Here is a 13,412-nt window from a genome sequence, read left to right as displayed (position 1 = left end):
GCGATCGACAGCAACATGAGCGCGCGTGCGCGGCTGGTTGAAGTGGTATTCCGGCAGGAATCCGCTTACGAGATTGCCGTCGGCACCACGTTCGCCGACGACCGGCTATGCGCGCCGCAGCTGGAAGCGGTGATCGCGACGGTCCTAGGCCTGCAGCCCGCGCAGATCAATATTTTCGTGACCGTAGTCACTCAGGAAGAGGTCAATTTTCACTTCGGTGTCTACGAGAGGATGCTGGCTGAAAAGCTCGGCGTGGTTCCGCCAATTCAGTGACGCGTCGCGGCAGGCTTGGAGCGGTTGATCGGCAGGGACAGAGCTTTACGCCTGCCGCATGGTCGTCAGGCGGACGGCCAGGCGGACGGCCGCGTGCCGTCGCTCAGGTGCCGACGTTCACCGTCATGCCGTTATTGACGCTGACGAATCAAGACCCGGAGATGTGGGCCGATGCGGTCCTGTCCCGGATGGCGTCGGAGGAAATCAAGGCGGCGCTAGAAAAGCGGAACGACCCAAGCAACGGGCGCAGTGCCATCAAGTGATTGGGTACGCCACCAAGTACCAAGGCGCCGACGTCGTGCAGCAGGTCTGCCATGACGTTGCTGTTGTAAAAGACGGTGACAGTAGCAGCGATGTTTTATCTGGCCCCATAAAAATCGAAACTCTATTCTGCAAATCGATGGGTAACAAGCTGACCGAGCGCCTCGATAGGCAACGCAAACAGCGCACCAAATGGCGGCGGGAAGTTGAGTCAGCCGAGCGCGACTGGAAGGATTGTGCGGCCGAAGATCGGGAGCAGATGCGAACGGAATTGGCGGATCTCCTGGACTATCACGACCAACACGCGTGGCAAATATTAGACGTTGCGAATGGCGCCAACAGGCAGGTATCAAACGGGAAGGGCAATGCGCAATCAGATGAACAGTCTGTTCACGAACGACCGGAAAGCCTGGGCCAATAAGGGCGCCGCGTGCCATGCGCGAACCCCGGGCGCACATAGGGCGCACCGTGCACGCGCGCCGCAAAAGGAAACGGCGCCGAAGCGTCGCATTGGAGGTGTGGTCGATCAGTGTCAATGTTATTCGGCGCACCCGCAGCGGGACGCGGCGCCGATCGACGACAGGCGGTAGTCGGCCAGTTTGAGACTTTCGACACGACCGCGTGGATCGCTATCTCGTCACGGGATCAGCTTTGGTGGCGACAAAGCCGACGGCGGCGAAGGCGTGGCGCACTTCAGGGTGTGCGCGGTATCCGCTCGACGCCTGGATCAGATCCAGCGCGACGCCGCACAGTTCGTCGAGTTGCTTGTCCGCCGGGAACATGAGCGCGGCGCGGCCATATCTGTCCGCGATGACTTCGCGCGCTTGCTCTTCGGCGTCGCGGACCACTTCAATCAGGCGGGCGTCGTTCGATTTCTGGACGGCCGCCTTGACTGCGGCCCACTGTGCGCGGCGCGTGGTCGAAACCGATGTCGATCTCTTCCTGAATAGGCCCGCGATAAACTTGAACAAGACGTGTCCCTCAGAGGGTTCGTTTTTGATTTCGGGCTCGACCTCAAAAGTATGAGGGTACGATCAGGAGTTGCACGGGGGAGTATATACCAGGCTGCTTTCTTTCCCCTGTGTAGGCAACCGCACACAAGCCGCGCTCGGATCAGCCATTCAAGTCATTGATGACATGGATGGCCCGCGATAACGCGAAGTCGACATAGGTGAGGCGAATGAACGTCAACGGTCAGCGTGGAACGACTCGGCGGGGACGTCGCCGGTGGCTGAAAACTTGTCTTCCATCAGTGGGCATATGACTGCTGCCGCTGGTATGCAGCCGTTCAGGTGACGAATGGTTGAACTGTGGCGGCGGTCGGTCACGGTCGATCGCAAGAGGCAGCACCCGGCCAATTCCAGCCCTTCGCCCGTGCTTTTGGGTTGACGTTTGAACGGCCGCTTGTTCTGAAAGCGGACCAGCAATTGAGCGGCAATGGTCTGCTGAGAATGAACCTCTGCTGTAAGGGAGCACTTTTAAGGCTGTTCTGTGCCACATCGACTTTAGAAAACGCTTCGTGCATCGACTCAATATTCGCTACTCCTTTCCCAAGTTTGCGCCGATAGCCACGAGTAGCGCGTTCAGCGACACGGGCTTGCCCAAATGCGCATCGAACCCTGCACGCAGTGCCTCGGCAGCGTCCTGCTCGCGTCCGAAACCGGTTAAAGCGATCGCTGGAACCGCTCTACACGTCGGCAGTTGTCGCAACTTCGCAATCAGTTCATAGCCGCTCATCGTCGGCATGCCGATATCCGACAGTATGAGATCGAACTCGTTTTCGCTCGCAGCCTCAAGAGCTGCCTCGGGACTCGATTCCGCTCTGACCTGCGCCCCTTCTAATTCAAGCAAGGTCCGGAACCCTTCGAGGCCTTCCAGGGAATCGTCGACAAGAAGTACGCGCAGCCCCTTCAGAATGCTGGCATCAGCGGCTTTACCCGCGGGGAACACAGATGAGGATGGAGGAAGATAAGGCAGCCATAGCCGGAAACAGGATCCTTGTCCCAATCCAGCCGAGGTGCCCTCAATGCGTCCGCCGTGCATTTCAACCAGTTGTTTGGTGAGCGACAAGCCGATGCCCAATCCGCCTCGATCACGTCTGCCGCCGCCATCCGCTTGACTGAACATATCGAAGACTTTCGGCAGGAAATCAGGAGCGATGCCTTGCCCCGTATCGCATACCTCGACGCAGACGTATCGATCATCGCGCGTGAGCGACAGATTCACGCGTCCGCCGTGCGGCGTGAACTTCAAGGCATTGCGCATCACGTTCCAAATCATCTGCTCCAGGCGTACCGGATCGGCCTGAATCGTCAACGGCGCGTCAACGCCTGACACTACCATTCGAATTTGCTTGTTCGCGGCTTCCGCCTCACTCGCCTCGACAATCGCTCGAAGGACAGATGCAAGATTGACCGGCGAGAAATGCAACGCCAACTTGCCAGTACGCACCCGCGAAAGATCCAACAGGTCGTCAATGATCTTGGATTGCCCAAGGACCGAGCGTTGAATCGCGTCCGCCGCATCCTGAACCAGCGCAATATCTTTCACCTCGGGCGAACGGCTCAGTAACTCAGCCTTGACGTGAATTAGGTTAAGCGGATTTTTTAGCTCGTGCGACAGTACCGCAAAAAACTCGTCCTTTTGGCGGTTCACCGTCTCCGCCTGAGCACGAATGGCCCGCTCGAGCGCCAGCTGAAGTTGCTGCTGACTTTCCACGCTCTTACGGTCGGTTAAATCGCGCGCTATTTTCGCAAGACCCTTGAAGCCGACCGTGTCGATCGACGTCATGACACCGCTGCAATAGATCTTTCTCCCGTCCTTTCTGAGATGCCAACGTTCGTCCTCGGCACGACCTTCCTTCTTGGCTGTTTCACGTTCGGCAAGCGGTGCGCTCGGCCGGTCTTCCGGGACGAATATGAGATCGATCGGCTTGCCCACGACCTCGTGTTCTTCAAAGCCAAACATGCGGTGCGCTCCTCGGTTCCAACTGAGGATCGTGCCGTCCGAATCTTGCACAATGATTGCGTAGTCGTCGGTGGTCAACGCAGCGAGCTTCAGACGTTCTTCGCTCGACCGGGCCGCTGTCTCGGCCCGGCGTCTTTCGGTGATGTCGATCAGCGTGAGCACGGCACCGTCGATACGATCGTCCATGGTTCGGTATGGCAGCACGCGAGCGAGGAACCGATTGCCGTCCATAGTGCTAACTTCTCGCTCCACTAACTTCAAGTCCCCGAATGCGCTTCTTGCGTCTGCGGCGAGCTCCGGATAATTCAGACGGTGCGTCAAATCGAGCAAAGGACGACCGATATCCGTCTCGATTAGGTTGAATAGTCCCACGGCAGCGGGCGTATAGCGTTTGATGCGCATCGAACGATCGACAAAGATGGTCGAGATGCCAGTGGAGGCGATCAAGTTTTGAAGGTCATCGTTGGCTTTCGCGGTCTCTTCCACCTTCGCCAGCAACGCACTATTGACCGTCACGATCTCTTCGTTGACCGACTGCAGTTCTTCCTTGCTGGTTTCGAGCTCCTCGGACGCTGAACGCATTTCTTCGTTGATCGCCTGCAACTCTTCGTTGGAGGCCTTTAGCTCCTCGCTCGAGACGTTAGAATGCTCGACGGTCGATTGCAACAACTCCTTCAGCCGCCGTACTTCGGCCTCGAGGTGAGCCACGACGGGACTTTCGTCAGTCGGACCGACTTCGGAGGCTTCGGGCAACGTCGTCTCCTCCGCCTCATCGAAGAACACTGCAAGGACGTCTCCACCGGCGGCATTGTAGAACGGGCGCACAGTCATATTGACGTAGGAAAGAGCGGTACCACGCGCGAACCTCACGCGTTCTGCATCGACGCTTTTGCCACGACGCAGCGCCTGAAAGAGAGCGGTTTGGAGCTCTACTCGTAGGTCCGGATTAATCAGGGTGAGCAGATTGTGAGACGGTTCGCCACCGACGTATCGGAGGAACCGGCCGACATCCTCTGACATATGCAGGATTTCCCCGTCGCGATCGATCAGCACGCTAGGCGGCGCATAATGCTCCATCGCGCTTCGGTGCAGGGCCGCGAACGAAGAGTCCGTGCGGCCGATCGCTGGTTTTATTGTACTGAAGTGAGTCCGCTGCGCCAGTGGGCCGACGAACGGTAACGTCGGGGCAGTTCGCGCGCTCGCCGACTTCTTCGCGCGATAGATCCGGTTCTTCTTGTCAATGGCGGCGAAAAGGTCATCGGCAATCTCAGCCGACTCGGAACTGCCCAAGAAAAGATAGCCGCCCGGTTCAAGCGCGAAGTGAAACGTCTCCAAGACCTGTCGCTGTACCGTACGGTCCAGATAGATCAGCAGGTTGCGGCATGACACCAGGTCGAGCTTAGAGAAGGGCGGATCGCGCAGGAGGTTGTGTGCGGCAATCAGAACCTGTTCCCGTAAGGATTTGTTGATGAGGTAGCGCCCGTGCGTGAGCGTAAAAAACTTTCGAAGCCGGGCAGGCGGAACGTCGGTCACAATGGGCGATGGATAGTTGCCCGTGCGCGCCGTCTCGATAGCGCTCTCATCGATGTCTGTGGCGAACACTTGAATCGCACAGCCTTTATTGGCTTCCGCAACACATTCGTTAAGCAGCATCGCGACCGAATACGCTTCTTCTCCGGTGGAGCAGCCCGCGGCCCAGACGCGGATGGAGTCGTCATCGGACTTGTCTTCGCAGATGCGCGGCACGATTTCGCGCTCAAGGGCTTCAAAAGCGTCCCGATCGCGAAAAAAATTGGTCACACCGATCAACATGTCCTTAAGCAATGCCGCGGACTCCTCCGGGTGAGCGTCGAGAAACCGCTGATACGAGGGTAAGTCTCGAAGCGCGTTGACTTGCAGCCGGCGTTCAATGCGTCGCAGAACCGTCGAGCGCTTGTAGTGCCGGAAGTCATGCGCGGTGCGGGCGCGCAGCGTAGAAAGGATTTTCTGCAGCGCGTCTTCCTCGATCGACGCTGTATGCGGCGCTGCACTATTATTCGCCGACGATGCTATTAGGGGCCGGTCGTCGGCGACGGGAGGCAACTGAATCGCTCGCGCGTTGTCGCGTAATTCGATAAGTTTCTGCGGGATCTCCACGACCGGCAGCGTAATGTCGACCAGGCCCGTTGCGATGGCATTGCGAGGCATCTCATCGCATTCGGCGTCCTCGGGACTTTGCGCGATCGTGACGCCGCCATGCTCCTTAATCCGCCCTATTCCAATCGTACCGTCGCTGCCAAAGCCCGACAAAACCACGCTGATCGCGCGGGTGCGGTGTACTTCGGCGAGGCTGCGAAAAAACAGGTCGATCGCCACCGGTCGTCCTGGTTCGCGATTCGACGGCGTCACGCTCAGGTAGCCGTCATTCATCGACAGGTCGTTGGCCGGCGAGATGAGATAGACATGATTTTTTTCGATCTGAGTCGCTTGCAGGACTTGCACGACCGGCATGCTCGTGAGTCTCTGGAGCACGGTGTCGGCCTGGCTTTCATGCTTGGGCGACAGATGAAGTACGATCACAAACGCCATGCCCGCGTCGTTTGGCATGTGCTCAAACAGGCGCGTCAGCGCTTGAATTCCGCCGGCCGATGCCCCGATGCCGACGATCGGAAACTCCAGCGACGGCGTGACAGATCGAGTCACATCGGGCGGGTCAACTGAAGGCTCAGGCGCTTTATTGCTTGTCATGACGGACGATCTTGATTACCACGCTTATCGGCAGTTTTGAATTTGAATGCGTGGACGATTGATTCGTCAAGCGTACACCACGAGCGTCACGGACGTTGTCTTAACAAAAGATCGCCGAAACAGTCAGGGAATTTTCGGGAAAAACTTCCATCGCACGCAAACTGACAGGCGACGACGCAAATAGTACCGATCAAGCGCGAGTCCATTCGCAAGCTCGGTTGTGCTACGGAGTTGCCAATTGAAGGAACTCGCTGACATGGCAGTCGTGAATCGACACGAGCCGTCGTGCTTCGTGCCGGGACGGAATGCTTTGGTATGTCCGGGCAAAGCTCAAAAAAAGTCGGGACGCCTCGCGTCGAGGCAAACCGCCACAGCGCTTTTCGCCACGAAGCGATCGTTGATGAGGACGACGCGGCATCTTCCTTGTGCGGATATGGAAGATCTGCATGCCGTAGGCGAACCGTAGCTAGACATGAGTGAGGACCAGGTGCAGGGTGTCGGGGAAAAGGTCAAAGGAGAGATCAATGACGGCGTCGGAAAGATGACGAAGGACCCGTCGCAGGAAGCGAAGGGGCGAGACTCAACAAGCGGAGGGCGAAGTGCTTAAGGATTTGCGCAACGCCAGGAAGATCTTAAAGGCGCCGCCGACGATGCATCGAAGCCGTAACGCGCATCGCATCAAAGTGTGGGACCGCGCCCCAGTAACTCAGTTTTATTTCAGAGCCCGCTGTTGAAGCGGGCTTTTTCATGGCCGCGCGGCTACGCCTTAGTTCGGTTGCAAGGCTTCAATCATTCACCACGCGGCCGCGGCAACGACTGTCCATCAGCTTCCCCAATCGAGCGAAAGCAACAAAAGGCACGCTATTTGCTTTTCGACTAAAAAGAATCCATTGACAGCGAACCATGAAAGCAACAATTTGGGGTCATACGACACTTCCTGAAGGGCATGAAGAGGTCCATCGTTTTGCTTTCGAACTTCAGGATGGAAGTGCAGCGCCGCCAGTACGGGAGTCTGTGTCTTTGCGCACTGCTCGCGTCGTAGTGGCACATCTGCAAGATGGCAACGCATTGATTCAAATGTTCCGAGCCATCGTCAGTAGCGAACCAGCGAATTATGATGAGTTGATCGGTCAGAGCTTTGAGGACGATTTCATCGAAAATGGTCCAAGCGATCGTGTCGATGACTCGCCGCGTTGGCAAAATGCTGAACGTTGATTTCGGCAACCGGGCCACAAGCGGTCGTTTGTCACCATGGCGAAGTCGTCGCCCGAATGACTGTTGCGTTTCCCGTAAGCGACCATCGAAATAGGAGCGTTATCGCGTAGTCGATCGGCGCCGCCCGACTGTCACTACGGGAGTAAGCGCACAACCATGCGCTGACGGAGCCTGTCACTCCAGAGCATAGTGACTCTGACCTCTACACGGAACGGCTAATGCTGGACGTGCTACGGTCGCCGGCTTGTTGCCGGCCGAAAACAGCGAGAGACGACTGCTCACCAACTATGGAGGTTGACCCGCGCGAAGCAGGCCGTGATGATGGAAATCGACCGGCCGCACGTGCTGCGCAATGATTTACGTTTGCCGTCCGGCGGGCACCTTTGTCTGTGCCTGGCCAGTACCGCGGGCTGATCGACAAGATCCCGTTCGGCGCTTCGATGAACAAGAGTCTGACCGGCGCATGGGTCAGACACACGTGAACCGCTGGACAGACGACCTATTGCGACGCATTCAAGAAGGACAGATTGATCCGTCGTTCGTAATCACGCACCCAGTTTCGCTCCACCTTGACCCGCGATGTACAAGACCTTCCGCGACAAAGAGGATTGCTGCATCAAGGTTGTGCTGAAGCCGTAGGCGCGAGGCCATGTTTCGCGCACCCGCGTGGCGATTCTGTAATTTTCATCGTTGACGCGCCCGAAGATGAAGCCGCGCGCGTCGCGCGCCACTTCATAGTACGCATGCAGCCGAGTCAATCCAGACGCCGTGCCTGCGTGCCGCGGTCGGGTGCGAGCATCGGCTTAGCGCGCTACCCCGTGTCGGCGTCGGATGCGGGCGAGCTGCGTAACGACGACCCTGCGATATGTCACGCGAAGCGCGTGGGATTGCACAGATATACGCGTCGCGTCCTGCTCGATCGCTTTCGTCTGGAATATGCATTGCTGCCGCAAGGGATGCCCGTGCGAATCGGCCGGCTTATCCGATGGAGAGAACCCTCCGCGGCTGGAAGGTAGCATTGGGACGACGTCAAAGACGCTGAAAATGAAAGGTTTAGCACTCGGTCGGCCGGCTTGGCAACGCGCCGGTGTTCGGAACCGGTACGACGCCTGGCTGCATCAGCGGAGGGTCATGTGGTAACGCTGTGTGGGCCGACTCACGAATCCCGGCAATCGAGGGAGCGGGGTCAGGCAGGCATGCGTGTAACCGGAGAAACATGATGAAAGCTGTCGTCTACAGAGGGCCGCGCGATGTCAGCGTGGAAAACGTGCCCGATCCCAAAATCGAGCGGCCGACTGATGTGATCGTGCAGATCAGAAGCACCAATATCTGCGGCTCGGACCTGCATATGTTCGAAGGCAGGACCGACTTCGAAAAGGGGAGAGTGTTCGGACACGAGAACCTCGGCCAGGTCACAGAAGTGGGGCCGGCCGTTGAGCGCCTTAAAGTCGGGGACTGGGTCTGCATGCCATTCAATATCAGCTGTGGCCATTGCCGGAATTGCGAAAAGGGACTGACCGCATTCTGCCTGACCGCCAATCCTCAGCCGGGCATGGCCGGCGCGGCCTTCGGCTTCGCCGACATGGGGCCTTATCAGGGCGGACAGGCGGAATACCTGCGTGTGCCCTGGGCCGATTTCAACTGCCTGAAGCTGCCGCCCGATGCCGAGGAAAAGCAGAACGACTATGTGATGGTGGCCGATATCTTTCCGACCGGCTGGCATGCCACCGAGCTTGCCGGCCTGCGGCCGGGCGATGCCATCGTCATCTACGGCTCGGGTCCGGTGGGGCTGATGGCCGCACATGCAGCGATGATCAAGGGCGCCTGCAATGTGATGGTGGTCGATCGCCATCCCGATCGGCTCCAGCTGGCGGAATCAATAGGCGCGGTGGCCATCGACGATTCGAAGTGCAATCCGGTCGATCGCGTCTTGGAGCTTACCCATGGCCTGGGCGCCGATGTCGGTTGCGAGTGCGTCGGCTATCAATGCCATGATCCCGCCGGAAACGAGATTCCCAATCTGACCATGAACAATCTCGTCCAATCGGTGAAGTTCACCGGCGGCATTGGTGTGGTCGGCGTATTCACGCCACAGGATCCCGGCGCATCTGATGACCTGGCCAAGAAGGGCGAGATCGCGTTCGACTGGGGAACGTGCTGGTTCAAGGGCCAGCATATCGCCACCGGACAGTGCAATGTCAAAGCCTACAACCGCCAGCTGCGCGACCTGATTCATGCGGGAAGGGCGAAACCCTCGTTTATCGTTTCACATGAGATCGAACTGAGCAAGGCGGCGGAGGCCTACCAGCACTTCGACTCGCGTGACCACGGCTGGACGAAAGTCATCCTGAAGCCTGGGGCATGAGAGCGTTTCTCATGTGTGAGCTTATGGCGGATGCCGCCCGAAAGCCGGGTTCGAAGAAGGTCCAATCGGCCCGGTTCGCCACTTTCTACTGGACCAATGCGAGCGACCCGAGCGTATCCCTGTCGTTCAGGGGCGCTCGATGATGACCGCGCTTGGCCCTTCTTCGAGTGGAAACGTCATGCCTGTCTACGATTACGATTGTGCGGATTGCGGCGCATTCGAAGTTGTTCGCCGCATCGCCGAGCGCGACGATCCCGCGGCGTGTCCGCAATGCGGCGCGCCGGCCGCGCGCGTGACGATCGCGGCACCGAGCGTGGGCGGCGCAAGTTCGTCCGGCGACGGCGCGGGTGATGCCGGCGGCTACGGCATGTCTCATCGAGGCGGTTGCCTCTGCTGCGGTTAGCCCTCTTTTGCCGCGCGCTCGGGTACGGCCGTTGTCGCGGAGCATTTCTTTCTCTGGCTGCGGGGAGCGCCCAAAGGGTCTCACTCTTGCGCCGCGAGCAGATCAAAGATGTAGAGCCGGGCCGGGTGCAGCTTTGCTGCGGCGCGCACGCGCATGCCATTGACCATTTTCGTGCGAGCGCGTAGTTGCAGGCGCTCGAATGACGACTGCCCGGTCGGCTCGTCGACAGTCAGTTCCGCATCCCACACGAACGGCAGGCGCTCAATCGCCGCCGCCACATCAGGAAGCGACCTGTTCAGGGATGTATGGATTTGCCGCTGCGCGAGAGCAGTTCCGACCCGGCCGCCGACCTTCCGAACCACGCGGCGGAATCCGTCGTATTTAGACAGGCACCTTATGCGGTATTGCCTTTCAACGCGGACTGCGCCGCGCAACACCGACCGCGAACTGCCGGACGCGGCCAGGAGCGGTACGTCACGACCTCAATCGAACGGCTATTCAGACGACCGTTCCACTTAAGGATCGTTCGACGCTTGCCCATGTCCTTGGACTGGGAGCGCGCGATGGGTGGTGCGGGCAGGCCTCGAATAAACCTGAAGGGAGGAAACCGCCTCTCGGTCATCCGTTCAGAACATCGTATTCGCATTGCTAGCCGTCTTCGGCACCGGCTGCAGTACGTCCCAGTGCTCCAATATCTTGCCGTCTGCATCGAAACGGAAGATGTCAACACCTGCAGTCTCCTGACCGGCCCATTCCAGGTAGCGCACGTGCACAAAAGCAAGATTTCCATCTATCGCAATCCGTTTAACCTCGCATGGAATGCGCCCGGCCTGCTTGATGTAGCCCAGGATGCCGTCGAGCCCATCCGGAAAAAGCGGATTGTGTTGAATGTATGGCCCGCTCACGAATCCCGGATACAGGTCCGCCTGGCCATTGTTGAAGATCTTCTCGTAGATAGTGTCGAGCACTTGTAGGACGTGATCCCTGTTCATGATTTCGCCTCTGAGTTTTACGCAGTCCCATTGGAATCGTTCTTTGGAAGATGGTCCATACCCATACGGCGCTAAAACATAGCAGTTCGTCTCATTCTGCTAGGATACGGTCATGGATGCGTTAAACGGTTGGTTGAAAGCAGTCCGTGCTGACGGCTTGATGCTGGTGCGGACACGTGTGGCAGGCCCATGGGGGTTCGAGGTGCAACCTCGCGATGCCTTGGTGTTCCATTTCGTGGCGGAAGGACGTGCTTTCGTTCGCCAACCCGAGACGGCAACCATGGAATTGCAGGCTGGTGAACTGGTCTTGTTCCCACGTGGCAGCGCACATGAAGTGGCGCATTCAGGGCGAGGCATAGCCATGCCGCTGGAAACGTTCCTGGCAATGCGTGATGGTGTCGTCGACCGCGACCCAAAGGCCATCACGCTGATTTGCGGCCAGTTCGACATAGATCAGCATCTGGCGCTTCCCGCTCTACGGGCGCTGCCACAAGCCGTGTCGCTCCGCGCCGGAATGGAGCCTGGATGTTCACCGCTAAGCGACACGCTGCGCATGCTTCGTAACGAAGTGGAGACGCCGAACTTCGGGAATCAGATTGTGGTTCGTAACCTGCTCTCGTCCTTGTTCGTCTATTTCATACGCGATTGGGCCGACGCTGCATCTCCCGCAACAAACGACTGGTTTTCGGCGCTGCGCACGCCGCACATGACACGGGTCCTCGCGCGCATGCACGAAGCACCCGAACGTGCGTGGACACTGGAGGAACTCGCTAAAGAAGCTGGTCTGTCGCGCGCGGCGTTCGCCCGCAACTTCTGCAATTCAGTAGGTGAACCACCGCACAGCTATCTAACCCGCTGGCGCATGGGGATTGCCGCTCAACTCCTCGAGCAGACCGATCTGCGACTTCGCGATATCGCGTCGCGAGTGGGATACCAGTCTGAATTTTCCTTCAGCCGCGCCTTCAAATCGACTCGTGGCGTCTCGCCGATTCAGTATCGGCGCGAGAGACCCTATTGTCGCTGAAAGGAAGTCCTTGCAAACAGAATTGGCCACCAGAAGACATTCGCCAACTGCCCGCAAATGTCCGTCGATGATCCATTCGCCGCCGTGCTCTTCAGGGGCGGGACTGACTCACGAATTCGATCGGCACCTGCTCATCTCATTCCGCGGCCTGCTATAAGGTAACGGTTAGGTCGCCTCCAGCCGGCCAACAGCAGCAACATAGCGGGACCCCCACTATGGGCCCACACCTGTTCCGACGAGGGTATGGACTTGGAAATCCAGGCATCCTACCGAAAGGCGTGCCGAATCGCTAGCCCGTCGGCTTGCGGTCGGCGCGAGAGAGCGCAGCACACATGAACGGACACGGAAATATTTCAAAGCCACTCGCAAAGGTTGGCCAGTTGTCTGAACGGATGTCGCCGCGCATTGCGCATTGTTGTCGCCGACTCCGTTTTGATCCGGATGCCGAGATTCCCATGAACCGGCCCACTGTCGACCTCATGCTGGAATGGGCGGCATTTGCGAGCTCGCCGCCCGGATCATCGACGCGTCGGCAAGTGGTTCATTTTGGCGTCGGCGGCGACATGCATCAGCATTATTCGCCATATCGGGGTACTTCGCCTCAATGTCCTTAGTGCGACTAAACCCGATGTACTGCATCGTCGCCAGGCGCAATCGATGTCTCCGCGATGTTTAGCGGGGCTGGTGTTAACGCGGAGTGGCGTCAAATCATAAAAAAATGTCACCCAAAACGTAAACCGCCCAGTCGGATTGGCGTATCTTGGCCGGACTGTTCTACCTCCCGTCGCGCCTACCGTGCCTGACGCGGAGATAAGACGCCCAATCATTTATCGGGGACAGGTGAGAGGGGTTCTGCTCGTCAACGGCTTTGTCGACGACACGCCTGCTGATGAGTGCTCCCCGACTTCTTTCCGTCCCCCCAGCCCGCTTTGGAGACCATGCCATGAATTTTCTCGACGGTTCCCTTTACACCGAAAACCAGCAACCCCTGATCATCACGGCCGCGCCGTACGCGCCGTCGTGGGTGCCCTCCGACTTTCCCGAAGACATCCCTGTCACGATGGAGCAGCAAATCCAGAAGGCGGTGGATTGCTACAACGCCGGCGCGACCGTGCTGCACCTGCACGTGCGCGAACTCGACGGCAAGGGCAGCAAGCGCCTGTCGAAGTTCAACGAGCTGATCGC

General features: G+C 58.5%; 12 protein-coding genes and 1 pseudogene. 9 read left to right on the top strand and 4 right to left on the bottom strand.

Translation table 11 applies throughout. The features are described 5' to 3' along the window. From AWB68_RS38330 to AWB68_RS38325, 3 genes are all read left to right on the top strand, one after another. Positions 1 to 273 (top strand): hypothetical protein (locus AWB68_RS38330; RefSeq protein ID WP_087649419.1); only part of this gene is annotated, 273 nt, incomplete at its 5' end. 107 nt (positions 274 to 380) lie between these two features. Next, positions 381 to 536 carry a hypothetical protein gene (locus AWB68_RS48530; RefSeq protein WP_160110144.1) on the top strand — a complete coding sequence of 52 codons (156 nt, stop codon included), beginning with the start codon at positions 381 to 383 and terminating at the stop codon, positions 534 to 536. Between the two features lie 35 nt (positions 537 to 571). Next, positions 572 to 955: a hypothetical protein gene (locus tag AWB68_RS38325; RefSeq protein WP_125483183.1), complete on the top strand. Its 384-nt coding sequence runs from the start codon at positions 572 to 574 to the stop codon at positions 953 to 955. Positions 956 to 1,163: 208 nt separating this feature from the next. On the opposite strand, the gene AWB68_RS38320 is transcribed toward AWB68_RS38325, so the two are convergent. Both AWB68_RS38320 and AWB68_RS38315 read right to left on the bottom strand, forming a co-directional pair. Further along, positions 1,164 to 1,505: a hypothetical protein gene (locus tag AWB68_RS38320; protein WP_087649417.1), complete on the bottom strand. Its 342-nt coding sequence runs from the start codon at positions 1,503 to 1,505 to the stop codon at positions 1,164 to 1,166. 568 nt (positions 1,506 to 2,073) lie between these two features. Further along, positions 2,074 to 6,228 carry a CheR family methyltransferase gene (locus AWB68_RS38315; protein ID WP_087649416.1) on the bottom strand — a complete coding sequence of 1,385 codons (4,155 nt, stop codon included), beginning with the start codon at positions 6,226 to 6,228 and terminating at the stop codon, positions 2,074 to 2,076. A 903-nt stretch (positions 6,229 to 7,131) separates the two neighbouring features. Between AWB68_RS38315 and AWB68_RS47400 the strand changes: the two genes are divergently transcribed. From AWB68_RS47400 to AWB68_RS38295, 4 genes and pseudogenes are all read left to right on the top strand, one after another. Continuing rightward, the gene (locus AWB68_RS47400; protein ID WP_125483182.1) at positions 7,132 to 7,443 is read left to right on the top strand and encodes a hypothetical protein; all 312 of its coding nucleotides are present in this window, start codon (positions 7,132 to 7,134) and stop codon (positions 7,441 to 7,443) included. Positions 7,444 to 7,743: 300 nt separating this feature from the next. Then, positions 7,744 to 8,082: pseudogene (locus AWB68_RS38305) on the top strand (glutathione-dependent formaldehyde dehydrogenase); the annotation flags it as partial. A 580-nt stretch (positions 8,083 to 8,662) separates the two neighbouring features. Next, on the top strand, positions 8,663 to 9,808 hold the full coding sequence (locus AWB68_RS38300; RefSeq protein WP_087649414.1) for a glutathione-independent formaldehyde dehydrogenase: 1,146 nt from the start codon (positions 8,663 to 8,665) through the stop codon (positions 9,806 to 9,808). A gap of 178 nt (positions 9,809 to 9,986) precedes the next feature. Next, entirely contained in the window at positions 9,987 to 10,211 is a 225-nt protein-coding gene (locus AWB68_RS38295; RefSeq protein WP_087649413.1) for an FmdB family zinc ribbon protein, read from the top strand. Positions 10,212 to 10,291: 80 nt separating this feature from the next. On the opposite strand, the gene AWB68_RS38290 is transcribed toward AWB68_RS38295, so the two are convergent. Both AWB68_RS38290 and AWB68_RS38285 read right to left on the bottom strand, forming a co-directional pair. After that, positions 10,292 to 10,573 (bottom strand): hypothetical protein, encoded by a 282-nt coding sequence (locus AWB68_RS38290; RefSeq protein WP_125483181.1) that lies wholly within the window; start codon positions 10,571 to 10,573, stop codon positions 10,292 to 10,294. A gap of 264 nt (positions 10,574 to 10,837) precedes the next feature. Further along, the gene (locus AWB68_RS38285) at positions 10,838 to 11,203 is read right to left on the bottom strand and encodes a nuclear transport factor 2 family protein (protein WP_087649411.1); all 366 of its coding nucleotides are present in this window, start codon (positions 11,201 to 11,203) and stop codon (positions 10,838 to 10,840) included. Between the two features lie 112 nt (positions 11,204 to 11,315). Here AWB68_RS38285 and AWB68_RS38280 point away from each other — a divergent pair, with 112 nt between their 5' ends. Beyond that, complete coding sequence (locus AWB68_RS38280) at positions 11,316 to 12,227, top strand: AraC family transcriptional regulator (protein ID WP_087649410.1); 912 nt, start codon at positions 11,316 to 11,318, stop codon at positions 12,225 to 12,227. A 943-nt stretch (positions 12,228 to 13,170) separates the two neighbouring features. Beyond that, positions 13,171 to 13,412: 3-keto-5-aminohexanoate cleavage protein (locus AWB68_RS38275; RefSeq protein WP_143282005.1), on the top strand; the 242-nt coding region annotated here is incomplete at its 3' end.

The sequence above is a fragment of the Caballeronia choica genome, assembly GCF_001544535.1.
GTDB classification, from domain to species: Bacteria; Pseudomonadota; Gammaproteobacteria; order Burkholderiales; family Burkholderiaceae; genus Caballeronia; species Caballeronia choica.
The sequence above is the reverse complement of the archived record's forward strand: the minus strand, read 5'-3'. Positions and strand labels throughout refer to the sequence as shown.

Bases quoted from the DNA above. Each gene is read 5' to 3' on its own strand.
- AWB68_RS38315 (WP_087649416.1), bottom strand. From the start codon at position 6,228: ATGACAAGCAATAAAGCGCCTGAGCCTTCAGTTGACCCGCCCGATGTG.
- AWB68_RS47400 (WP_125483182.1), top strand. From the start codon at position 7,132: ATGAAAGCAACAATTTGGGGTCATACGACACTTCCTGAAGGGCATGAA.
- AWB68_RS38300 (WP_087649414.1), top strand. From the start codon at position 8,663: ATGAAAGCTGTCGTCTACAGAGGGCCGCGCGATGTCAGCGTGGAAAAC.
- AWB68_RS38295 (WP_087649413.1), top strand. From the start codon at position 9,987: ATGCCTGTCTACGATTACGATTGTGCGGATTGCGGCGCATTCGAAGTT.
- AWB68_RS38285 (WP_087649411.1), bottom strand. From the start codon at position 11,203: ATGAACAGGGATCACGTCCTACAAGTGCTCGACACTATCTACGAGAAG.
- AWB68_RS38280 (WP_087649410.1), top strand. From the start codon at position 11,316: ATGGATGCGTTAAACGGTTGGTTGAAAGCAGTCCGTGCTGACGGCTTG.